Annotated in this window: 20 protein-coding genes; 5 read left to right on the top strand and 15 right to left on the bottom strand. The window is 44.2% G+C overall.

Annotated features, from left to right (window positions below; translation table 11 throughout):
* Window positions 1-94: 94 nt before the first annotated feature.
* From malQ to B4J50_RS06160, 3 genes are read left to right on the top strand one after another with little or no spacing between them, the layout of a single operon-like run.
* Window positions 95-1,591 (top strand): 4-alpha-glucanotransferase, encoded by a 1,497-nt coding sequence (gene malQ / locus B4J50_RS06170; RefSeq protein ID WP_286846180.1) that lies wholly within the window; start codon window positions 95-97, stop codon window positions 1,589-1,591.
* A gap of 20 nt (window positions 1,592-1,611) precedes the next feature.
* Complete coding sequence (gene glgP / locus B4J50_RS06165) at window positions 1,612-3,345, top strand: alpha-glucan family phosphorylase (protein ID WP_286846181.1); 1,734 nt, start codon at window positions 1,612-1,614, stop codon at window positions 3,343-3,345.
* A gap of 22 nt (window positions 3,346-3,367) precedes the next feature.
* Window positions 3,368-4,825 (top strand): glycogen synthase, encoded by a 1,458-nt coding sequence (locus tag B4J50_RS06160; RefSeq protein WP_024822892.1) that lies wholly within the window; start codon window positions 3,368-3,370, stop codon window positions 4,823-4,825.
* A 5-nt stretch (window positions 4,826-4,830) separates the two neighbouring features.
* On the opposite strand, the gene B4J50_RS06155 is transcribed toward B4J50_RS06160, so the two are convergent.
* From B4J50_RS06155 to B4J50_RS06120, 8 genes are all read right to left on the bottom strand, one after another.
* Window positions 4,831-5,571 (bottom strand): flavodoxin family protein, encoded by a 741-nt coding sequence (locus B4J50_RS06155; RefSeq protein ID WP_286846183.1) that lies wholly within the window; start codon window positions 5,569-5,571, stop codon window positions 4,831-4,833.
* A gap of 27 nt (window positions 5,572-5,598) precedes the next feature.
* Window positions 5,599-8,982, bottom strand: coding sequence for a hypothetical protein (locus B4J50_RS06150; RefSeq protein ID WP_286846185.1), 3,384 nt, complete (start codon window positions 8,980-8,982; stop codon window positions 5,599-5,601).
* Window positions 8,983-9,023: 41 nt separating this feature from the next.
* Window positions 9,024-9,863, bottom strand: coding sequence for a diaminopimelate epimerase (gene dapF, locus B4J50_RS06145; RefSeq protein ID WP_286846186.1), 840 nt, complete (start codon window positions 9,861-9,863; stop codon window positions 9,024-9,026).
* Between the two features lie 84 nt (window positions 9,864-9,947).
* Complete coding sequence (locus B4J50_RS06140) at window positions 9,948-11,603, bottom strand: Na+/H+ antiporter NhaC family protein (protein WP_286846187.1); 1,656 nt, start codon at window positions 11,601-11,603, stop codon at window positions 9,948-9,950.
* Between the two features lie 49 nt (window positions 11,604-11,652).
* Complete coding sequence (locus tag B4J50_RS06135) at window positions 11,653-13,092, bottom strand: YfcC family protein (protein WP_286954001.1); 1,440 nt, start codon at window positions 13,090-13,092, stop codon at window positions 11,653-11,655.
* 41 nt (window positions 13,093-13,133) lie between these two features.
* Window positions 13,134-14,432 (bottom strand): diaminopimelate decarboxylase, encoded by a 1,299-nt coding sequence (gene lysA / locus B4J50_RS06130; RefSeq protein WP_286846189.1) that lies wholly within the window; start codon window positions 14,430-14,432, stop codon window positions 13,134-13,136.
* Window positions 14,433-14,516: 84 nt separating this feature from the next.
* The gene (locus B4J50_RS06125) at window positions 14,517-14,750 is read right to left on the bottom strand and encodes a hypothetical protein (protein WP_286846190.1); all 234 of its coding nucleotides are present in this window, start codon (window positions 14,748-14,750) and stop codon (window positions 14,517-14,519) included.
* Window positions 14,751-14,784: 34 nt separating this feature from the next.
* Window positions 14,785-15,981 (bottom strand): PLP-dependent aminotransferase family protein, encoded by a 1,197-nt coding sequence (locus B4J50_RS06120; RefSeq protein WP_286846191.1) that lies wholly within the window; start codon window positions 15,979-15,981, stop codon window positions 14,785-14,787.
* Window positions 15,982-16,110: 129 nt separating this feature from the next.
* Between B4J50_RS06120 and B4J50_RS06115 the strand changes: the two genes are divergently transcribed.
* Window positions 16,111-16,866 carry a transporter substrate-binding domain-containing protein gene (locus B4J50_RS06115; protein ID WP_286846192.1) on the top strand — a complete coding sequence of 252 codons (756 nt, stop codon included), beginning with the start codon at window positions 16,111-16,113 and terminating at the stop codon, window positions 16,864-16,866.
* A 49-nt stretch (window positions 16,867-16,915) separates the two neighbouring features.
* On the opposite strand, the gene B4J50_RS06110 is transcribed toward B4J50_RS06115, so the two are convergent.
* The 7 genes from B4J50_RS06110 to B4J50_RS06080 form a co-directional block, all read right to left on the bottom strand.
* A complete protein-coding gene (locus B4J50_RS06110; RefSeq protein ID WP_286846193.1) occupies window positions 16,916-18,187 on the bottom strand; it encodes a lactate racemase domain-containing protein in 1,272 nt (423 codons plus the stop codon).
* 5 nt (window positions 18,188-18,192) lie between these two features.
* Window positions 18,193-18,822 carry a response regulator gene (locus tag B4J50_RS06105; RefSeq protein WP_024822881.1) on the bottom strand — a complete coding sequence of 210 codons (630 nt, stop codon included), beginning with the start codon at window positions 18,820-18,822 and terminating at the stop codon, window positions 18,193-18,195.
* Entirely contained in the window at window positions 18,819-19,907 is a 1,089-nt protein-coding gene (pgsW, locus tag B4J50_RS06100) for a poly-gamma-glutamate system protein (protein WP_286846195.1), read from the bottom strand. Before pgsW ends, B4J50_RS06105 begins: the two co-directional genes overlap by 4 nt.
* A gap of 1 nt (window position 19,908) precedes the next feature.
* The gene (locus B4J50_RS06095) at window positions 19,909-20,352 is read right to left on the bottom strand and encodes a poly-gamma-glutamate biosynthesis protein PgsC/CapC (protein WP_286846216.1); all 444 of its coding nucleotides are present in this window, start codon (window positions 20,350-20,352) and stop codon (window positions 19,909-19,911) included.
* Window positions 20,345-21,373, bottom strand: coding sequence for a Mur ligase family protein (locus tag B4J50_RS06090; RefSeq protein WP_286846196.1), 1,029 nt, complete (start codon window positions 21,371-21,373; stop codon window positions 20,345-20,347). The genes B4J50_RS06095 and B4J50_RS06090 overlap by 8 nt, the downstream gene beginning before the upstream one ends.
* 39 nt (window positions 21,374-21,412) lie before the next feature.
* Window positions 21,413-21,967: a manganese efflux pump MntP family protein gene (locus B4J50_RS06085; protein ID WP_286846197.1), complete on the bottom strand. Its 555-nt coding sequence runs from the start codon at window positions 21,965-21,967 to the stop codon at window positions 21,413-21,415.
* A 61-nt stretch (window positions 21,968-22,028) separates the two neighbouring features.
* A complete protein-coding gene (locus B4J50_RS06080; protein WP_286846198.1) occupies window positions 22,029-22,841 on the bottom strand; it encodes a ZIP family metal transporter in 813 nt (270 codons plus the stop codon).
* A 123-nt stretch (window positions 22,842-22,964) separates the two neighbouring features.
* Here B4J50_RS06080 and B4J50_RS06075 point away from each other — a divergent pair, with 123 nt between their 5' ends.
* Window positions 22,965-23,291, top strand: a complete 327-nt coding sequence (locus B4J50_RS06075; RefSeq protein ID WP_286846199.1) for a (2Fe-2S) ferredoxin domain-containing protein — start codon at window positions 22,965-22,967, stop codon at window positions 23,289-23,291.
* Window positions 23,292-23,309: the final 18 nt, after the last annotated feature.

Genomic DNA, 23,309 nt, shown 5'->3' with positions numbered 1-23,309 from the left:
TCCGAAACAAAATATAATTTTTTAAATTATACCAATCTTCCAAGTTGTTGGTGTAAAATGATCGTGCTCCCATGTTACATTTGGAGGTGAGAGCATGAGCCACAGGGGAGCTGGAATTCTATTGCCAATCTTTTCTCTACCATCTCGTTGGGCTATAGGAGATTTTGGGGGAAGTGCCAGGAATTTTGTAGATTGGTTGGCACAAGCTGGACAATCTTATTGGCAAATTTTGCCTTTAACACCTACTGAAGTGGGGCTCGGAAATTCTCCCTATAGCAGTATCTCTACTTTCGCTTGTTCTCCGCTCCTCATCTCTCTGGATGATCTTGCTAATGAAAGATTTCTAGAGGGAAAAGACCTATCCCCTCCTATTTCGCATTCTCAGCTTTCTGTGAATTATGAGCAAGCCCAAGAGGAAAAACTACCTCTTCTCAAAAGAGCTTTTTATTCTTTTTTAAGGCAGAAAGGCTCTGATCCTCTTCTCTACTTTCTGGAAGAACAGGAAATATGGCTCAAAGACTTCGCTCTCTTTGTCACCCTTCGCCGTCTCCATAACAATCTTTCTTGGAATTGCTGGCCTGAACCTTTTCGTTTCCGATCCCCTCAAGCTCTAAAAAAGATTTGGAATGAATATGAAGAGGAAATTTTCCTAACCATCTTCATTCAATTTATCGCCTATTCCCAAATGAATAGGTTAAAAAATTATTGTCAGAAACATAATATCTGCCTCATTGGTGATCTCCCTATTTATGTAAGTTATGACAGCGCCGATGTATGGAGCCACCCTGAATTTTTTCAACTTGATTCTCAACTTAAGCCCGAGTTTATTGCTGGAGTTCCCCCAGACTACTTCAGTTCTACAGGGCAACGATGGGGGAATCCTCTCTATAAGTGGATTTTATTAAAAGAAGATAACTTTCAATGGTGGATGAAACGCATTTCCTACGCCCTGAATTTTTTCCATATTTTAAGAATCGATCATTTTCGAGGACTTATCGCATATTGGTCTATTCCCTCTCATGAAAAAACCGCTGTACATGGCCATTGGGAACAAGGGGAAGGGGAGAGTTTTTTATCGTGCCTTAAAAAAAACTTTCCCTCTATGCCTTTCGTAGCAGAAAATCTAGGGATTATTACACCTGACGTGACAGCAATGATGAAAAAATACGAGCTCCCGGGGATGCTTGTTCTCCTGTTTGCTTTCGACAGTTCTATGCCACAGAACCCCTATATTCTCCATAATCACCGCCCCGAGAATATCGTATATACGGGAACACATGACAATAATACAGCTCGCGGGTGGTTTGAAGAAGAGGCTCTATTAGAAGAGAAAAAGCGACTTATAACTTATACCGGTCAGGAAGTTACCTCATTTAATGTAGCTTCAGTCTTCATTCGAATGGCTCTCATGTCTGTAGCCTCTGTGGCCATAATTCCAATGCAAGATATTCTTAACCTTGGAAGTTCCAGTCGCATAAACACTCCTTCGCTATCGAAAGGAAATTGGGAATGGAGAGTTCCCAATACAGCCTTTACAGAACAACTTTCTTCTTCTCTGTTCCTTCTTTCACAAACATATGGGAGAACCTAACAAAAAGAAGGTGAGTCGTAATGTCTTCCTATTCTCGGGCAACTTTGGGACGGGCTATTCAAGATTTTACGGGACAGGACCCTTCGTTCCGCACAGTAGCCTATTTTTCAATGGAAATAGGAATTAAATCTTCTATCCCTACGTATGCAGGCGGCCTTGGTCTTCTTGCTGGAGATATGTTAAAAAGCGCCGCTGACCTTGGGGTCCCTATGGTAGGCGTTACCCTCCTATATCGCAAGGGATACTTTGAACAGGCGTTCACTAAAGAAAACTGGCAAATAGAAAAACCTTCAACTTGGGATCCAGCTGCAGAACTTACTTTGCTGCCTAATCAGATATCAGTGTCTATACAAGGTCGTGATGTTCGAATTAGAGCTTGGAGTTATGAGATATCCGGTCTTACAGGATATACCGTTCCTATTTATTTTCTCGATACAGACTTTGAACTGAACCAACCTGAAGATCGTCAATTTACATGGTCTCTCTATGGCGGAGATATTCTTTGTCGTCTATGTCAGGAAATTATCTTGGGAGTAGGAGGTCTTAGGATCTTAAGGGATTTAGGTTACAACAACATAGAAACTTTTCATCTTAACGAGGGACATGCAGGCTTTTTAACTCTCGAACTTATGCGGGAAATGGGTTATTACGACCCTCAAAAGGTTCGAGAACAGGTAGTATTTACAACACATACACCTGTTGCAGCAGGACATGATTATTTCAAATATGACCTGATAGAAAAAACTATGTCGGAAGATGCTCTCGCCACCTTAAAACACATGATGCCTTCAGAAGGAGTTTCGATGACAGAGCTGGGATTCCGATACAGTCATTTCGTAAACGGGGTGTCAAAAAAACACGCAGAAGTAAGTCGCAAGCTTTTTAATGTGCCTAATATCCAAAACGTCACAAATGGGATACACCCCATGACTTGGATCAGCCCTGGGATAAAAAACCTCCTTTCTCGACACATTCCAGGATGGGAGAACGAACCTGGCCGTCTTATTCAAGCTCTAGCCCTACCGTCAGATGAGCTTTGGAAGGTTCACCAGGCCTCTAAGATGCGCCTTTTGACATACGTTCTTGAAGAAACCGGATGGGATTTAAAATCTGACATTCTCACTATAGGTTTCGCACGAAGAGCCGCCACATACAAACGAGCTGACCTTATATTTTCCGATATAAAAAGACTCACGCAAATAGGGCACGGGAAGCTGCAACTGATTTTTTCAGGTAAAGCCCATCCCAAAGACGAGGGCGGGAAAGCCCTTATACAAGAAATTTTAAATATATCAAATAAGGTCAATCTCTTTATCCCCATTATTTACCTCCCCAATTACACTATGGATTTAGGACGACTCATGACGCAAGGTGTAGACCTGTGGCTCAACACACCGCTTCGGCCAAGAGAAGCTTCGGGAACGAGTGGAATGAAGTGTGCATTAAATGGAGTTATGAATTTTTCTGTCTTGGACGGGTGGTGGATTGAGGGATGGATAGAAGACATAACAGGTTGGTCTATCGGACCTGAACCTAGCAGCTCAGATCTTCATGTCTATAACGAGTCACAGGATGCTTTGGACCTTTTCGATAAGCTTGAGAAAAAAATCATCCCCACTTATTACGATGATAGGAACAAGTGGATAAATATGATGAAAAATACAATAGCAATCAACAGCTGCTACTTTCATACACACAGAGTGGTAAAGGAGTATTGTGAAAAAGCATATGGCATAGCCTTTCGAGGTATGTAATGAGAGAGGAAGGTGACGTACGTTGAAAGTTCTTCATGTCGCTACTGAAATGGCCCCTCTTTCGAAAGCAGGAGGATTGGGAGATGTGGTAGGCTCGCTTCCCAAAGCCCTGAAAAAACTGAATATAGACGTACGTGTTATCACTCCCGCCTGGCCTGGAGTTCTTGAAAGAGCCAATAAGAAAGGAGAGAAGCTGACTCGTTTGCCTGCGCAACTTCACGCTGCCCTTAAATGGCAGGTCTATAGCGGGAAAATATGGAAAGCGGTAATTGATGGGGTTCCTGTTTTTATCCTCGAGAATCCTAATTTATTTGAAGGAATTCCCATATATCCCCACGAAATGACGTCAGATAGCGTGCTTCCCTTCGCCTTTCTTTCTTTTGCCGCCCTTGAGCTAGAAAAACGGACCCGTTGGATTCCAGATATTATCCATTGTCATGATTGGCCTTCAGCCTTAGTACCCATAGCGCTCTCGTGGCATAAATATTATCGTAACAAAACACTTCAACCAGCTACACTCTTCACTATCCATAATGTAGCGCATCAAGGAATATTGCCGTTTCATGTTCTAGACGAGTGGGGAATTGGGGATGAAGCTTTTACTATTTACGGGCTAGAATATTTTGGTCACGTTAATCTGTTAAAAGGAGCTATTATAACCTCAGATCTCGTAACAACAGTAAGCCCTCGATATGCAGAAGAGATACAGACACGAGCCATGGGGTATGGATTAGACGGAGTGTTGCGCGAAAATCACTTTAAGCTCCATGGCGTACTTAACGGCATAGACGAGCAGTGGTCTCCTACTTGCGACCACATTATCCCGTCTTTATACTCGTCTGAAAATTTAGAAGGGAAGAAAGAGTGCCGTAGTGCCTTGCTTAACCAGATTGGATGGAGAGAGGAACACAGTCCATTGCTTCTATCTATAAGCCGAATTACACTACAAAAAGGATATGACATTTTACTTCCAGCTCTCCCAGAATTATTGAAACTAGGGTTTCGGTGTATTTTTATCGGTTCCGGTAATCCTGATTTTGAAATGCATCTCCACAAAACAGCAAAAGATTATCCAGACCACGTTGTTTTTTTCAATGGGTTTCATGAAGAGTTTTCTCATACTGCCTATGCTGGTTCTGATATGCTTCTCATGCCTTCTCTCTACGAACCTTGCGGCTTAGCTCAACTGATAGCCTTACGCTATGGAACTGTCCCCATAGTAAGAGAAATAGGCGGGTTGGCAGACACTATAAAAGATGCCGATCATGACAAGGAAGGATATGGATTTACCTTTGAAACCTACACCGCCTCCTCTCTTTTTGAAACAGCTCAAAGAGCATTTAATGCCTTTCGTGACAGAAAACGTTGGGAAGAGATAGTAAAGCGTGGCATGGGGCAGGATTTTTCATGGAATGCATCATCACTCCACTACAAAAAAATTTACGAAAGCGCTCTCATGAATAAAAAGAAAGGACGGTAAAGATTCTACCGTCCTCCGTTAACTCCATTCGTTTGAAAAATAGATGTCCAATAATCATAAAAATAACTGGAATACGTTTGCCCATCTGCTAATGGCATAGAGAGTCTTTCCTTGAGATCAGTTTCTATTTTACCTGAAAGGGCAAAGCTATTTCCAGCCTCTTCAAGAGCATCGAGATATCTATTAACACTGTCCGCTGCCTCTACGCTCCTTTGATGAAGGAAGTCGGACTGTGATCGATATATTTCCAGAGCTACATGTCCTCCTTCTATGTTTTCCGCTAAAACATGCATATAGCTGCTCAAAGAATGGAAAGACTTTTCTTCAGAAAAACTGCCACTTCCCATCACAACAATGGGAAGCGGCTCCTTTCTATCTCGAAAACAAAGCTTCACTCGAGGATTGTCAGGGGATGTCTCTGGACGAAAACATGGGAGAAGCCTGTCAATAAAGGCCTTCATAATAGCAGTAACCCCTAAAAAATGGAGCGGGGTCGCAAGTATCACCACATCAGCCTCTACAAAACATTTCAGCAGCAGACGCATATCGTCTTGAAGAAGGCACCGACCAGGAGTTTTCGTCCAACAATATAAAGAACCAAGACACGGATGGATAACCTTCTCACTGAGAGAAATTGCGTGGGTTTCTGCGCCTCCTCTCCTTGCCCCTTTTAAAAACGTGTTTATCATCATAGCCGTTGCCCCTCGCGAACCGCGGGGGCTCCCGTTAAAAGCCCATAGCCTCACCAATCTCACCTGCTTCGAAATGAAAAATCAGTTCAATTTTAAAATGTTTTTGAGCCCTTCCTGAATAGCCTCTTCCAGAAGTTTCTCTGGTTTCTGTTCTTTTTCGGCAGGCTGCTGTTCAGTAGGCTCTTCCTGAGATGGAGTTGGAGCTGTCTGCTCTACAGGTGCTTTCTGAGGAACCTGCTGCTGCGCTCCCTGAGGGGCGGGGGCTATTTTAACACTGGAAAAGCTGGGATCAGCAATAGTTCCTCCTACATAAAAAGATACATCTCTGAAATCAGGCTTTTCCAATCCTGTTTTAGCCCCCGATAGGGCCCCTCTCACCACATCTTCCAAAGATTTTCCTGAACCCGCGCCAAGAACACCCGCTACTCCTCCAAAAAGAGCATTTAATACCTGTATATTTGCGTTTCCACTACACTGAAGCCCTAAGGAAGTATCAAATCCAATTGGACCGGAGGCCTTAATGAAGCGATAGATCGGATCTCCCTCCACAGCCGTCGCCTTGGCATTATCGAGAAGAATGCGATGCGTTTCCAACTTAAATGGAGCTACTACTGAAACAAATCGTATAGACGAAAGGCCATAAAGAGCTGCCCCTACCTTTACCGCTTTGAAATCTGTAATAGCCCCTTCTCCCATACGCATTTCGCCTTTTCCATTCAACGAAAACTTTTTGCCGAAGGTTCCAGAAATAGCAGCTGACCCTTTCACTTTTCCTTGAATATGACCTTTCAGCCCTCCTGTAGCGTCTTGTAAAAGAGGATCCACGTCTACATTTTCCATGCTTACCGTTTTACTGAAAAATCCCTTGCTAAAATCTACCTCTCCTTTCCCAGTGGCTGCACCACCATAAAGGCGAACCCGACCTTCTGGGAAAAAGAGAGTCATCCCCTTGAGGATAAAGGGGTATGAGATATCATCGAATTTTATTCCAGCTATGGAACATGCCGGGGAAGAAAGGGTCCCCTTCCCGCTACTGGTACTCCCTGAAATAGTTCCATCAAATTTTACACTAAAAGATCCTGTCGGTTTATATGCAACAGCCTCTGGGAATCCCGATGAAAGAGAAGCTATGTCAAGTCCTTTGCCATCGAGGACAATCTCAGCAGCAGGAGTTTCTTTTTTAAGGTAGAAAGCACCGGAAGCAGTAAGCGAACCACCGCCAACAGCTGCGTTAAAATTCTTTAAAGTCAGTTTTTCAACATTGCCTACAAGACTCCCCGTCATATTTGTGAAAGACAATCCGGAGAAGGCAATTCGCGGAGAGTTCATATCCACCGAAATAGAAGGATTATCAGATCGACCTTTCAACGTAATGGAGCCATCGAGGGTCCCCGACATGGGATAGGATAATTTTCCTGCACGAGCTAAAACACCGAGATCCCCATTTTTTACTGCGAAAGAAAGATCTACATCAGCTGGCTCTTTAGGCTTTATTTTAACCGTTCCCGACCCGGAAACTTCACCCGCCCCAAGAGTGGCACGAGCCTGGGTTAGAGATATCCGTTCCTGAGAAACATCAATACGAGCTGATATTTTCTCCGCACCTATACCCGCAAAGCCCATAGCACCAGCAGAAAGGTTAAGTCCCACCTCTTTAGGCACCCCATCTTTGAAAGTAAACGCCGTTCCCATGTCCATATTCGCAACATATCCCTGCCCCATAAATCCAAGACGTGTTGAACGAAGAGACATCTGCACACCAGGAGTAGAAAGAGTGCCAGATACATGTGCCGTTCCTGTTACTGAACCACGAAGTTCATACTCCTTTAAAACAGGGACGAAAGATTCCAGAACTTGAGGCTCTACATTGGGAACTTCAAAAACAAGATCCAGAGAAGGAGACGGCTGGGAAATATGAGCTACGGCTCCCCTCCCCACAAGAGGAATTCCACGCCATCGACCTTTCGCCGTAGAAACTGATAGCGTGTCATTTTGAAAAATAAAAGCTAAAGCTAGATCATCCATAGCTTCTTCCCCTACAGCTATATGATTAGACCATACCGATCCTTCTAATCGAGGCTGAGCCATACGTCCTTTCACAGTTACATCACCACTTACATCTCCTATAGGTTTCACCTTGGGAGGTTTAGGAAAAGAAGCTGCGATTTTACCAATATCGAGACTTCGTGCCGCAACATTGATATTAAGAAGGGGATCCTTTTGAATTTGAGCTACCGTGCCTTTCAATGAGAGAGCCCCTTTGTCTAGCATAGACGTTCCATTTACAGTGGCAGTAGAATCCTTAAAAACAACGGTCAACATATTATTTCGAAGATCCTGCCCATAGACTTCGATTTGTGAAGCTTTTAAATCTATGTTCCCTGAAAGTGCCGTTACAGAACCCTTTAGGGAAACTGAAAAAGAATCCACGGTTCCCTTAACAGAAGTCAGGGCAGGAAATTTATCTCGAAGATTGGCAAGAGACGCCTTCTCACCTCTAAGGGCAAGATCCAGGGATGGCACTTTTCCAGGAGCAAATGCCGCTGTCGCTCGTCCTTGAAGAGGCAATGCAAACACTGCCCCCTTCAGGTTATCGAGATCTAAGCGGAAATTCTCATATTTCAGGTCGCTCTCGACCTCCTGTACTGGATACCCTGCTAGAGACGCACCCGCAAAAGAAAGATGACCTTGAAGTTGGGGATTATCCCACGTTCCATTAGCAGAGAAACGAACAGAAAGAGTTCCATCGTAACTATCCATAGGAAGAACTGGCCAAAGGTGTACAATTTGAGCTACATTCAATTTATTGAGATCCCCTTTCAACGAAAGGGTAGGCATGACACTTCCATTGACCTTTACTTTCCCATCGCCCACACGTAGATCGAGATCTTTCAGGTCCAGTCCCTTTTCAGTCCGCTTCAAAGCAATATCCCCTTTAACCGGGACACTATTCATGGCTATATCTAGAAATGTTTTTATACTTTCCCGACCAAGAGAAATTGAAGCTTTTGTGATAGAAGTCTCCCCCCACGGAGAGCGGACGGCTCCTCCCTTTAGAGCTACCTCTTCTACTGGAATTTCTCCACCACCAGCTTCCACTTTCATAGAAGCAATCTCTTTAGCTAATAAATCCGCATCTGCCATAATACCTTCGATTGTCACCTGAGAGAGACGAGGATTTTTCGACAGAACTGACATAAGGTTTATTTTTACCCCAATCGACTCCGCCGAGAAGAGAACGTTCTCTCCCTTTCTTAAGTGAAGACCATAGAGCTTATATCCCCGCAAAGGATTGCCCATGACACTATCGATAGCAAGATCTGCCCCCATGATGGTAGCTGCGGCCTGACTAGCCTCTCGTTTTACCAAGTCTCCGCCAATATTCAAACTTCCCACAATGAGAAGTAAGCCTACTATCCCTACAGCTACAAAAAGAGCGAGGGTCATTTTTCTACTTCGTTTCATCCATTGCACCTCCTCGGCGTCTTCCCGTCTTCTCCTTTTACCTATTGTTGCTCCTCACAAAACCGTCCTTCCGCAACTATTACTGTTTTCCCTTTCAAGTAAGCATGGCATTGACTCTTCGACTCGTTAAATTGCAGAGATACCCAATTTATTCCTCCAGGATTATGTACCTCCACTGGTGAGGACATATCGAAAACTATAGCCGAGGCAATAGCTGAAGCTACGGAACCTGTCCCGCAGGAAAGAGTCAGATCTTCTACTCCTCTTTCATAAGTGATACTCTGTAACGTAGACTGGCCTGTTTTCTCTACAAAATTAACGTTTGTTCCCTTGGGAAAACGTTGCGTATCATGCCGAATTGCCCGTCCTATAAAAACCAGCTCATCTCTCGAAAAACCATGGAGATCCTCCACAAATAGCACACAATGAGGGACTCCAACTACAAGGTATACGAAGGGGAAAGTCATTCCTTCCACTGTAAGATTCTCCCCCCAAAAACCTTCTGAAAGATGTATCTCTCCCATATCAAGTTCTACATAAGCTCCTTGAACTGTAGCACGAATCGCACCAGCTAATGTCTCAAATACCATTTGCTCCCCTGCCAGCATCTTTTTTTGAGCATACCTGGCAATACATCGAGCTCCATTTCCACACATTTCCGCTTCTGAACCGTCGCTATTGAAAAGCCGCATTTTAAAATCATACGTCTTCGATACCTCTACGACCAAAAGCCCGTCGCCGCCTAAAGATTGACGGCGCTCACATACCTTTTGAGCAAGAGCAGATAGCTCTCTGTCAGATAATTTCTTACCCCGATTATCTATAACCACAAAATCATTGCCATTCCCTTGGATTTTAACAAATTCCAACAAAGTAAACACCTCGTATTATTCATTAAAAATGGCAGAGGTTTTCCTCTGCCATTATTGTACCGTACCTTTTATAAGAAGGCTTCCGTATTTTCCTCAGGCTTTTTGCTCTATAGGTTTAGAAATAAAATAGAACAAGGCACATGATGCAAGGGCTCCTATCGCCAAACCAACGTAAACAGATATTCCCAAGGCCAGAAGAGCATATCCCACAACAGCCCCGAAAGCCGCAACAAAAGCATAAGGCATTTGAGTATTTACGTGATCCATATGATCTGCTCCACTAAACATGGAACTCATAATAGTGGTATCAGAAATAGGACTACAATGGTCTCCCCACACCGCCCCTGCAAAAACAGCGCCAATAGAAGGAAGCAGTATATCTACAAGCTCAGCTCCGTGATTTTGGGCTACAGAATAGACAAGGGGAACAACTATAGGCATAAGCACTCCCATTGTGCCATAAGAAGTACCTGTACAATAAGAGATAACCGCTCCCACAAAAAAAGTGAGGAGAGGAATCCATGCAGGAGATAGAGCACTTCCAGCCACTCTTACAATGTACTGGGCTGTCCCTACTTCCTTAATGGCAGAACTAATAGCCCAGGCAAAAATAAGAATAAGGGTGCCGAAAAAGATAGAGCTCATGCCCTGCAGAAAACCATAGAAGAGCCGTTCCCATGTAGCGAGCCCCTGAATTTTAAAGAAAATAAGAGTGAGAAGCACTGCTCCCGAAGCTCCCCATACTAAAGCCTTCGAACTGTCCCCTTCTCCCATGGCAACTGGCATAGAGACTTCCGGCCATCCCCCAGTTATAAGAAGCATTAAAAGGATGAGCCCCACCATAAAACCAAGAGGAATAAGAAAATTTATAATGCGCTTCGGGATACCCTCTTCTGGTTGCAAGTCAGCCTGCTTCGTGTTAATAAGAGGCTTAGCACCTTCTCGCAACACGTGTCCAGTAGTTCGGGCTCGACGCTCTGCCTGAAGCATAGATCCCATATCTCGCTCGGAATAAATAACATATGTTAGAAGAATCAAAGCGATAATGTTATAAAAAACAAAGGGAATGGAGCGAAGATAGGCAATGTAAGGAGAATACGTAATTCCAAGGTTGTTGAACTGATTCCCGATCTGCCCCACCATATATGCCACCCATGAGGATATGCCGGCAATACAAGCAATAGGTGCCGAAGTAGAGTCTACTATATATGAAAGTTTTTCTTTCGAAACTCGATATTCATCTGTAATGGGGCTCATTGTCGTCCCAACAACGAGGGCATTTACATAGTCTTCGAAGAAAATGATGAAACCTGAAAGTTCAGCAATGAACATGGCTCCCCTCGCTGTTTCAACCTTTTTCGTAATCCAGCGAACTATTGCCTCTATGCCTCCCCCAATTTGCATAATCCCCACGAGCCCACCCATTGTAAGGCTTGTAAGAACTATTCGAGCCCCCCAGGGATCTCCCAAATTATCCCACAGGAGCTCTACTGCTTTCCCAAAACCTACAATGGGATTCCACCCTGCCACCATAGTACCAGCAAACCAAGCTCCAATAAAAAGAGAAGGAATTACCTCTTTAGAAATAATACAGAGACTAATAGCAATGAATGGTGGCAAAAGAGAAAGAATTCCGAAATCAGGTTTGGCCTCCCCCTCTGCTGCAAAAGCTATACTGGCAAAAAACAGCAGCGTTACTATTACTAGACCAAATTCCATTGGAACTTTCCATCGTCTCAATCTCTTCACCATCATCACTCCCTTTTAAAATAAACTCCCCCAATACCTCCTAAACTTACTAATATCCAGTCAACTGCGCCAAAACAAGGAGGCCCATCTGTACAAGGTAGGAAAGTCCAAAAAGAGGAATAAAGAATTTCCACCACTGCTCCAACGTAACATGGGCAATGCCACACATAATTACAATATTAGCCGACGTAGGGAAAAGCAAATTAGAGAAACCATCACCATACTGAAAGGCTAAGATAGCCGTCTGGCGTGTTACTCCTAAAATATCAGCTAAAGGTGCCATAATAGGCATCGTTGTAGCAGCTTGTCCTGACCCTGATGGAATAAAGAAATTGATCAGCGTCTGGGTAAAAAGCATACCCTGGGCAGAAATAAAACGAGGAAGCCCTGAAAGAGGAAGAGATAACCCGTAAATAACAGTATCTATTACGTTCCCATCTGCTAAAACAACAAGGACACCCCTAGCCAACCCTACAACAAAAGCACCACCTACAACATCACTACATGCGCTTGAATACTCTTTAGCGATTCTATTAGGCGACCAACCAGCAGTGAGTCCGCTCAATATACCCATAGATAGGAAAAGTCCACACAGCTCATTGAACCCCCATCCCCTTTTTAATGTCCCGTAGACAAGAAGTACCATAGTCACAGCCACTATGGACAAAACGCCCCTATCTCTCCACGATGTAGAGTTATTTTCTATATCCTCCTGTTTCATAGCGACATGGTCATAGTTTGTGCCGTTCACCAAACTAGTCGAAGGGTCTCTTTTTACTTTCCTGGCATATCGCAAGGTCCACCAAATAGCAATAGCTGTAAAAAGAGCCCAGTGAAAGAAACGGAACCCTAATCCCGAGAAAAGGGGAACCTCTGAAACTTTTTGAGCAATACCAACGGTATACGGGTTTGTCATAGAAGCAGCAAAACCAATACCTGTAGATAGCCCAACAATAGCCAAACCAACCATCGCATCATAACCAAGCGCAATAGCAAGGCCTACAAAAAGAGGTATAAAACCGTAAAATTCGGAAAACATGCCAAATAATGAGGCGCCTAAACTAAAAACAATGGAAAATAGAGGAATGAGAAGAACGTCTTTCCCCTTAGTAATATGTAGAAGCCAGCTAACAAAACTATTCATGGCCCCGGTTTTTACTACAATGCAAAAAGAAGCATACGGGAGGAACACTAAAAAGATAATATCTGCCGCAGCGACCATGCCTTTATAAATGGAAATCATGGTTTCAAAAGGTCCGACAGGAGAAGGCTCCACTGTATGATAACTTCCAGGGACAAGAACCTGCCTCACCTGGTTAAGTCCAATTTCGAGAGCTTGGCGATCAAACTGCCCAGCTGGCAAAATATGGGTAAGAAAAGCAGCAAAACAAATCATTAAAAAGAGCAGCACAAAAACATGGGGCAATTTGAATTTCTTTTTTTCTCCGGGCAATGTTGAGCTCGTCGAAACTTCTTCCTTATAACTCATTATGTCCATCCTTTCTCTGTCCAAAGTGAAATATGTAGAAACTAAGAGCGCAAGTGTTCAGGAATTTCTTCCCCTCGAAGAAGATCGTCGTAGCTTTGACGCTTTACAATAGCATGAGCTTCTCCTTCATGAACAAGGACCACTGCTGGACGAGGCAAACGATTATAGTTACTCGCCATAGAGAAGGTATAAGCACCTGTATTAAAGACTGCCAGAACATCTCCTCTCCTGATAGAGTCAGGTACCATAACGTCTCGCATCAGCACATCGCCGGACTCACAGCATTTACCCACTACGGTTACCTGCTTTACTGCCGGTTCTCCCATTTTATTTGCCAAAACTCCCCAATACTGAGCTCCATACAGTTCTGGTCTTGGATTATCCGTCATACCACCGTCAATTCCTACGTATGTCATAGCTCCCGGGATCTCTTTTATGCTCCCTACGCGATAAAGAGTAATTCCAGCTTCCGATACAACCCATCGCCCGGGCTCAATAAGCACGGAGGGGAGAGAAATACCCTCTTTTTCTGATTCCTCTCGAATTCTGGTCATTATGGAATCTGTAAAATAGGCAAGGGGCTTTCTTCCCTCATCAGGTTGCTGTGGAACGCCAAAACCTCCCCCTATGTTCAACTCCTCTGTAACAAACCCTATATTTCGAGAAAGGGCCCCCATCCAATGGACCAAGACATCTACCGCCAAGAGGTGTGACCGATTGCTTTGAAGTTGTGACCCCACATGAAAATGGAACCCTTTCAGAACCATATGGTCTGAATCCATTACACGCCGAACAAGTTGTTCCAAAGAGGAGTCATTTAAAGAGAAGCCAAATTTAGACGTAGAATGCCCTGTAGCTATATATTGATGGGTTTCAGCATCTACGCCTGGAGCTATTCTAAAAAGAAGAGCTGGTCGTACGTCTATGGTTCTTGCAGTTTTTTCAACAAGCTCAAGTTCTGATTCACTATCCACAACTATTCTACCTACCCCTGTCTGCATGGCTAGTACAAGCTCTTCCTGAGTTTTGTTGTTCCCATGAAATATTGTTTTCTCCATAGGGAACCCTGCTTTATAAGCTGTATATATTTCTCCGCCGGAAACCACATCAAGACCTAACCCTTCACTGGCAATAATTCTGGCCATCGCAAGAGTTAAAAAGGCCTTGCTCGCGTAAACGGCCCTCGTCCCAGGATATTTATCGAGAAAATCTCTTTTAATTTCACAGCATCGCTCTCGAATCGCCGTTTCTGATACGACATAAAGCGGCGTTCCGAAAGTGTCTGCAAGCTCCACCGTATCGCACCCATCAAAAACAAAATGTTTCTCCTCAGCAAACATCTCTGTTCCTCCTCATAAAAAAAGCAGCCCGTCCCCGAAGGGACGAGCTGCTTATGCTCGCGATACCACCCTGCTTGGATATTCTCAAACAACGAATACCCCTCTCTCGTCTGATAACGGAGACAACCCGGAAGCGTACTCCAAGTTTTTATTTTCGCTTTCTCTTTCCGCTTCAGCTCTGCAGGTTTTGAGCTTCCCGACCGTGATAAGAACATCTCTCAGTCTCTGAATGTTCATCCCTGGTATCACTTTTACATCGATTCTGCGCCCTGCTTCATCGCCATTGCTTAAAATATTTGGAGGTATTATAACGAACACCCATTACTCCGTCAACATAATAAAAACTAAATTTTCATATAAATTCCTGAATTGCACAAGACAAACGTTTCACTCCGTCTATAATTTTCTCCTCTCCCACCTTGGCAAAAGAGAGACGCATCCAGAAACGTCCCTCTTCAGGTTTGGAGAAAAATATTTCCCCAGGAATAACAGCCACTTTATGTTTAGCCGCTGCCAAATATGAAAGATCCACGCCATTCACCCCATGGAGCTCACCCCAAAAGAAAAAACCACCCTTGGGAACGACACTTTTAAAGCCTAGAGGATTCAAATATTCTTCCACCGCTGAAGCCATAGCATGACGGCGCTGAGCATATACAGCTCTAATTCTGCGCATATGATGTAAAAATTTTTCTTGCGACACAACATATAATACGGTTTTCTGCAAAAGAGAGGACACTCCTAGTTCTAAGGTCAATCGTAAATACACGGCTTTTTCCATAACTTCAGGGGGAAGCACCATCCAGCCACATCGAAGACCAGGAGCAATAATTTTTGAAAAGCTACCTAAATACACAACATGATTCTCTTTTTCAGCCATACTTAAATATGTACACGCAGGTTCCTCATCAAACCATAATTGACGATAGGGGTCATCTTCTACAACAAAAACATTATGTCTCTTCAACACCTCAAGAATTATTTTTTTCCTCGCTGCAGAGGTGCTGCGCCCTGATGGATTTTGGAAAGTAGGGATCGTGTAGAAGAAACGAATTTTTTCTTGAGATAAGAGAGTCTCTAATTCTTCTGGGATTGGTCCTTCTTCATCGAGAGAGACCGGGAAAAATCTTGCGCCTTCCTTGGCAAATGTCAACATTGCCTCAGGATATGACGGATTTTCGACTATAACTCCATCCCCTTCTTGCAAAAAAAGTTGGGAAAGGATATTAAGCCCCTGCTGTGAACCAGTTGTAAGGAGAATGTTTTCCGCCCCTTTTTCCCCTGAGTACAGACCCTCTTTCGCCATCCATACTGAAATCCACTCTCGCAAAGAAGTATCCCCTGCTGTATTCGGATAAGCTAGAACAGAAGGTTCCGATAATGAAAACTTCAGCCCTTCAGCAATGGCCTCTGTAGGGTACAAATCTTCAGAAGGTTGTCCTGCCGCAAAAGAAATGACACCTGGACGAGAAGCAAACGCCATCATTTCCTGGATGATAGATGGTTGTAGCCGCAATGCTCGGTGGTTAAAAAGAGACTCCCAATACATGTCATCACCTCATTGTAATAATATCTTACTCTTGACATGAAAAATAATTCTGTTAGCATTTTATTATAAACTTTAAGGCATATTCTATATCATAAATAAACAATTGTTTACCATGGAGGTGCGTATATAATGAAACAAATTTCCGTATTTCTCGCTGTAACTCTTCTGTTTTTGTGTTTTCCTTTTCTTGCCTCTGCTGCAGTATTGGGTAGCAATACAATTATAGTAGGGACAGAGAGTACTTATCCCCCTTACGAGTTTCGCGATGAAAAAAATAACCTGCAAGGTTTCGATATTGAACTTATGGAGACTATCGCCAGAAAGCTCGGGAAAAAGCTTGAATGGGTAGACATGCCTTTTGACAGCCTTATCCCCTCTCTTTTGGCAAAGAAAATTCATATTGTTGCCGCAGGGATGAGCGCTACACCTGAACGGGCTAAGCGAGTCGCTTTCTCTACTCCTTATGAAATCTCCATGAGTGCCTTTATTGTACAGGCTAAGAACAATTCGATGAAAGAACTCAACGACATGAAGGGGAAAACTATTGCGGTACAGCTGGGGACAGTTCAGGAATCTTTCTCCCGATCTATAGAAGGAGCGGCGGTAAAGACCTTTCAGAAGTTTGACGACTGCGTGCGAGAAGTAATACTCGGCAGGGCAGACGCTTCTCTCATGGACATTCCTGTTGCGAAAAAATTTTTGGAGCAAAGGGATTTTGAAGGAGAAATAGCCGTCGCATTCAAGCAAGAAATTACTGGCGCAGGCAAGGCTATGGCTATTCATTTAGAAGAAAAAGATTTTCTCAATGCTGTTAACAAGGCACTACAGGAAATAATAGATTCTGGAGAACTTCAAGACCTACAAAATAAATGGTTTAATAACTAAAAATTCCATCTCTAGAATTAAACAAAATCATTAACGGGGGAGGACCTATCTATAGTCCGTCCCCCTTTATATTCTTTTTTACAACTACACAATTACCTGCCTCAACACATAAAGCTGGGCCTTTAGGAATATATTTATTAAGCCATGATATGGCCTCGGCTGAATTCAAGAAAGTTTCCCCAAGGAAGGGAAGTCCCGGCTTTTCAGTCATGAGAGCTGCTGGATGGCCTTTCAGATCAAAAACAACCTTTGACGCGATAAAAGCCGGTATAGTAAAATTTTTTGACAGTTCGGACATGGCCAATTCCGGAGCTTCCATAGCAAGGGCAAGAGACTGAGCGAAAGTACCAGGACCAGCCCCATCTTCCAAACCTGCACAAAGAAGAATTCCACCTCCCGGGGCAAGGGCTTGCAATACAGCAGAAATAGATTTTGTCGCCTGATAAAGATCAATATCGTAAGGATATCCTCCACAGGAAACGAGTACTAATGGAACTGATTCCTGAATCCACAACGTTTGAAGCAATGAGGCTATCTCCGTTCCGTAGCGCCAGGCACGAATCGGATGTCCTGCTATGTAACAATAAGGGGAACCAGAACTATCTGGGATAACATTGAGCAGAAAACCTTTCCGCGTCCGAAGAACAAGTTCTTCATATTCAGCCATATCTTCTGCCACAGGGTTACCTTCCAATCGCCCACATTCTACACCCGAAGCAAAAGTCTCCCCTTCCAGACACAGGCTATGGTTATGTTGAATAGAGATGCCGTCAGATACACCTGGCAAGAGAGACTTTCGTCCCCCACTAAAACCTGCGAGATCATGATGTACTATTCCTCCCAGAAGGATAAGACTATCTGCTTGAGCCACAGCCTCATGAAGAATAACCGGCGTACCGCGACTGGTTTTTTCTCCTGTATCGATACCCTTTAAACTATCATGGGGCGAAACCACATCGCCAGCAAGAGGAATATCTTCAAGAAGCATTTCCGTCTCTTCCCTTGTGGGCAAACGATGCTGACCTCCACCTATAACCCATGTCACGGGAAAACGTCCACCAGATCTAATTTCTCGTCGTATAGCTTGGGCCATAAGGGGGACTTGTTCCCACGATCGAGTAGCGTCGGGAACAACAACCGTTATGTCTTTTACATAACGAAGCATCTCTCGCAAAGAAGGGCTTTCATAAGGAGAGCTCAACGCATTTTCAGGAGAGTTAGGAAGGGGCTTGTTTTTACTTTGTACTCCGCTCAATACTGCTCTATCTAAAGAAATTTTTATTTTCCTTCGACCTAAAGCTAAGGATATGTTGGACTTCATATGTTTTAAAGCCCCCCCTTCCATTCATAAAAAGTTTTAGGGCGCCCTGGACGGCCATCTGGAGAAGCTGTTAATCGTACAACCATTCCTCGATCCGCCAGGAAGTCAAGATATCGATGAGCTGTTACATACGCAAGTCCGCTTGCAGCCGCAACCGCATCGCAATCCATAGGCCCCTTATGCCTTTTAACGCAATAGATAATTTCTCGCATCGTATCTATGCTAATACCTTTTTTACGAATATCCCAATTCAGTTGATCCCTGTAATTTACCAACTTTTCGTGGAGCCGAAGGCGCGCACGAAAGTCTGGCATCCTAAGGGGTTTCAAAATAAAATCATCGGCCCCCGCCAAGAGGAGGCGAGAAGCCACGTTTTCCTTATCCATTTCTGAAAGGCCAATAAGAACTACTTTTTCTGACAATCCCCTGGCTTTTCGAATAAGCTGCAAGCCACTGGCCACCGGCAACCAAACATCCATCAACAGAAGATCTACTTCATCATCCTTCACCCAACCTAATGCTTCCTCAGGTTCCACAGTAGAAAAGAAACGCCAATCTTCTTCCTCCGCCATTTTTTCCAGCTGGTAAAGAACATTTCGATCATCATCTATAACGCCTATATGAAGAGTCGTCAATCCTTTACTCCTCCCACACTGTCGTCGCTTATTTGCCACCGTTTATAAACCGCTAGAACACCCATAAATAGGATTATGCCCAATAAAGAAAACTTCCAACCGATGCTTGATGAAAGCTGTTGTGAAGGTTGTACGTTATAAGGAATGCCATACTTCAAGCTGAGATCTTTTAAATTTAAAAGATGAAGGACAGGATACCCCTCTCTCAGAGCTTTCCCTATAAGCCCATCCCCGCCATGATTAGAGGATGTTGGAAGATGAAGCCCTCCAGGTAAAGAAAGAATTTCTTCATCCTCTCCCATATTGGCATGGGATCCCCCAATGCTCACAACAAGTTTAGGAGAAAAATTTCGCACAAGCCTTATCTTTTGATCTATCATTTCCTGCAGATCTTTTCCACGAAGAATGGGAACGCCTTCTTCTGCCGCAGCCCTCTCCATAATGGCTATTCCTTCAGGCGCTATACCACCGCCATTTTCATCATTGCCACCAAGGGTATAATATTGAGCCTTGCTATGCAAAAGGCCTACCCTTCGAAGCTCTGAAGCCATTACAGGCCAAGGAGCTTCCGGCACATTCGCCCCCCATGTAGAGGCTCCCAGCGATACTACGAGAGCGATCTGGAAACCGCCATGTTCTGCAGCCTCTAAAACATTAAGCAACAAGCCTGGAAAAGAGGAGGAAGAAAAGATAGCAATCCTATCTCCTTTCTTGAGGCCTAACCGATGAAATTCCCTGAGAAAGATAGCAGACCAACTTGGTTGGCACGCTGTTCGTTTCGCCTCTAAGCTTCCGAGGGTCGTCGTTAAGGGACTCCATTCCAAGCCAATAAGACCGAGCTGCCACGGATCAGCTCCTCCTGCTCCTATATGAAGATCTTCGCGCCACCGCCATAAATGCAGCTCAGCCTGACGAACGCGCTCCCATACTTTCTTCTCTTCAATGGAAAGCCCCTGTTGCCGAGGGAAAAACCATAGAAACAGTAGGACAATTGCAAGAAAGGAGAGAAGCAGACGGTTCTTCCATATAAAACGATGATAGCGCTGCTGATAATCCTTAATGTCGTCGTATTGTGAATATCCCATTTTAAGCACCTAATATCTGGCCTAGAAAGACCACACTCTCAAGAGTCATCGCCGTAACGATAGTAACGATAACGGTACCTATCAACGTATCCCCAATCCCCTGCCTCTGCATATCTGCGGCCATAAGCCCCGGGATAACCCATCCCAACCAGAGAGATGAGGCGGGGAAAAGATGGTCTAAAAAAAGCTTGGCTCCTAAAGCCATAATCATGGCAGTAGCTATCCTCTGCCGCCCATATATGCCTGTATATCGTACCACTCCTTCCAAAATCAAGGAAAGAAGAATAGCCGTCCCCACAGCCCAGGCCACCCCATGAGGATCATGAATCTGCAACGCAAGGATTCCGGGGGTAATAATGCCGCCGCAAGAACGACCTGTTCTATGATAGAAAATCATGCCAAGGACAATTCCAAGGCCAATGGTTATAAGCTGAACATCATGCATGGTCTTCACCTTGTTTCCCTTCAATAAGAAGTTGAAGAGGCACCCCCGCTACATTGCCGCATCCAAATACACGCCCTTCTTCTTTTATAAGACGTTTCAAAGCATCAACAGAGAGGACCTCTCTATAAAGAAGGTGTGATTTAAAAGGGCGATCTCCCATAAGAAACGACCTCTTCCATTGTTTTTTTTGTAACCAAGGGAGAAAGGCTTTAAGCCGTTCTGGACGGTCTCGTCGATTATTAAAAAGCACTGTGGTTCCCTCCATAGACCACTGAAGGGTATTGAAAAGCCTGATCGTAGTCTCAATATCGTTAGCAGAGAAAGCAACAGCAAGCTGGCTTCCATCAAACGACAGAACCTTAAAATCTGCCATATCTGGCGGAAGAGACCTCACTGCTTCTTCACCCTTCTTCTCGTTTAAACCTAGGCAAGAGAGAATTGCAAGAACTATAGACAAATTTTCATTTACCCATTCAGGAGAGGAGGAAGAAAAAACCGGAGGTGCTATATGAATATGACACCCCTTCTCTTCTAAAGCTGTAAGCAAAGAGAGAGACCTGGCCGTATTCTCAGGAATAAAAACAGTAGCTCCTTTGGGGATACCTCCTGATAAGGCTCGAACGGCCCCTATCTCGCCAGCTCCCCACGCATCTTGATGGTCAGGACGGACATTAGTGAGGACAAGAAGAGCATCCTTCCCCATCCACTGCGCAGCAAGACGCTGTAAATCTGGGGCCACTGCACTATTTTCCATAACGATGGCTTCTGCTTCAGAAGGAATCGAAGAGAGCCACCACCGCATCTCTTCTACATGCCCCCCAGAACTTCTCAATATGGCTCTTTCTCCAGAAGGAGAGAGCTCCCTTGGAATGACACCGGTAATTCTGGCCCACGTTCTGAGGCCACAAGCAGAAAGAGCAGCGAAGAGAAAACGGACAACGCTGCTTTTCCCCCGACTCCCTGTTACCACTATTTGTACGGCCTCTTCATGTTTTACATCAATACGCTTCAAGATTCTCATAGGAAGGATTGTATCACGGAAGAAGAAACATCCTACGCGTCATAAAATCGAAACCAACAAAATTCTTAACCCTATGCCACATAAGACCAACCCGCCTGCTATCTCTACGTACTTCCCCAAAATGCGCCCTGCTTGGAATCCCAAAAAGACCCCAAAAGCCGATAAGCCGCCAGTAATTATTCCGGCAGGAACTGCCAATAGAAGAACTGATCCCTTCAGGGCTGCAACACCTATCCCCGCTGCAAGAGCATCAATAGAAGTAGCTAATGCAAGAGATAACAACATGGCTCCATGAGTATGATCTTGTCCATTACAACTTTTTTCTTCCTGAGATTCCCGGATCATATTCACTCCGAGAAAAAACAAGATGACAAAGGCCACCCAGTGGTCGTAAGCTTCAATAAAGCCAAGCAACTGAACTCCTAAACACCACCCTATCAAAGGCATGGCAAACTGAAAACCGCCACAAGCGGCTCCCATTCGAAAAGCAGGGGCGATGGAAGGCGCGGACAGACAAGCTCCTACGCCTATGGAGACTGCAAAAGCATCCATAGAAAGAGCAGCTGCCGTAAGCAATATTTCTAAATTTGACATAATCTACCCTTCTTTTTCAAAACAGTGTAAACATAACACTTATGACCCTCTAATAATTATTTTACCCTAAAGCTACATCTAATATCATCATTACAGTGAAACCAATAAGGACCCCCATAGTGGCCTGATCTCCATGTCCCCCTTGCTGAGATTCTGGAATAACCTCTTCCACAACTACAAAGATCATGGCACCAGCGGCAAATGCCAAGGCATAAGGTAGAATAGGGCGCGCCACAGTTACTGCCAAAGCGCCTATAACACCAAAAAAAGGCTCTACAATTCCAGAAAGCTGACCATACCAGAAGCTCTTACTTGGTGCCATTCCTTCCCGACGCAATGGCATGGAAACAGCCATCCCTTCAGGGAAATTCTGAATGCCGATACCCAACGCCAAAGCAGCAGCTCCTGCTAAGGAAGCAGATGGGATACCAGATGCTACAGCTCCAAAAGCAACGCCTACCGCCATGCCTTCAGGAATATTATGAAGCGTAATGGCCAATACAAGAAGAGTCGTCCTTTTCCACGTTGTAGAAACACCCTCCGCCTCGTTTCGAGGCAGGCCTAAATGAAGGTGAGGCAAAAAACGATCGATAATACGAAGAGAAACTCCGCCAAGCATGAAACCCGCCGCTGGAGAAAGCCAAGGCAACTTCCCCATTTCCGTCGCCATATCAATAGCTGGAGCCAATAAAGACCAATAACTCGCCGCAATCATCACTCCTGCAGCAAAACCTAGCATAATATCGAGCAATTTCTGGCTCGGGTTTTTTCGCAGAAACACAACAGCCGCACCAAGAGATGTAAGCCCCCAAGTAAAGAGAGTCCCCATTAAAGCCTGCATCACAGGACTTGCGCCAACAAGGAAGTCTATCATTCTCTATTTCACTCCATTTCTATCCGTAATGTTATGTAGCTTTAGATCAGCAAAAATGCAGCTCTATTTATACACAAACTTTATTATATTTATATTACTATACATATGAAGAAGGTGAGTCGGGTGAAAAAAATAATCTCTCTCTTTATAATCATACTGGCTTTTTCTACAGCACCTTTGCCTGCATGGTCTGCACCAGAAATTCTTGCTGTCTGCGGACCTTGCAGTAGGGCCTTCCTGCCTGTAGCAGAGGAGACTATACGAGAGCTTGGACTTGCAGAAAAAGTAACAGTTCAATTAACTACATGCCTCGGTGAATGCGGAGCCTCTCCGGTCATAGAATTTAGGGGAAACATTTACGGATTTATGACTAAAGACAAACTAAAAAACCTGTTAAACGATACGTTCCCTCATTTAGATGAAAATCACAAAAAAGAAGAATTTATTTGATTTCAACCGTAAAAAACT

It is taken from the genome of Aminobacterium sp. UBA4908 (assembly GCF_002398115.1).
Lineage (GTDB): Bacteria > Synergistota > Synergistia > Synergistales > Aminobacteriaceae > Aminobacterium > Aminobacterium mobile.
The sequence above is the reverse complement of the archived record's forward strand: the minus strand, read 5'-3'. Positions and strand labels throughout refer to the sequence as shown.

Bases quoted from the DNA above. Each gene is read 5' to 3' on its own strand.
- malQ (WP_286846180.1), top strand. From the start codon at position 95: ATGAGCCACAGGGGAGCTGGAATTCTATTGCCAATCTTTTCTCTACCA.
- glgP (WP_286846181.1), top strand. From the start codon at position 1,612: ATGTCTTCCTATTCTCGGGCAACTTTGGGACGGGCTATTCAAGATTTT.
- B4J50_RS06150 (WP_286846185.1), bottom strand. From the start codon at position 8,982: ATGAAACGAAGTAGAAAAATGACCCTCGCTCTTTTTGTAGCTGTAGGG.
- B4J50_RS06135 (WP_286954001.1), bottom strand. From the start codon at position 13,092: ATGAGTTATAAGGAAGAAGTTTCGACGAGCTCAACATTGCCCGGAGAA.
- lysA (WP_286846189.1), bottom strand. From the start codon at position 14,432: ATGTTTGCTGAGGAGAAACATTTTGTTTTTGATGGGTGCGATACGGTG.
- B4J50_RS06120 (WP_286846191.1), bottom strand. From the start codon at position 15,981: ATGTATTGGGAGTCTCTTTTTAACCACCGAGCATTGCGGCTACAACCA.
- B4J50_RS06115 (WP_286846192.1), top strand. From the start codon at position 16,111: ATGAAACAAATTTCCGTATTTCTCGCTGTAACTCTTCTGTTTTTGTGT.
- B4J50_RS06110 (WP_286846193.1), bottom strand. From the start codon at position 18,187: ATGAAGTCCAACATATCCTTAGCTTTAGGTCGAAGGAAAATAAAAATT.
- pgsW (WP_286846195.1), bottom strand. From the start codon at position 19,907: ATGGGATATTCACAATACGACGACATTAAGGATTATCAGCAGCGCTAT.
- B4J50_RS06095 (WP_286846216.1), bottom strand. From the start codon at position 20,352: ATGCATGATGTTCAGCTTATAACCATTGGCCTTGGAATTGTCCTTGGC.
- B4J50_RS06090 (WP_286846196.1), bottom strand. From the start codon at position 21,373: ATGAGAATCTTGAAGCGTATTGATGTAAAACATGAAGAGGCCGTACAA.
- B4J50_RS06085 (WP_286846197.1), bottom strand. From the start codon at position 21,967: ATGTCAAATTTAGAAATATTGCTTACGGCAGCTGCTCTTTCTATGGAT.
- B4J50_RS06080 (WP_286846198.1), bottom strand. From the start codon at position 22,841: ATGATAGACTTCCTTGTTGGCGCAAGTCCTGTGATGCAGGCTTTAATG.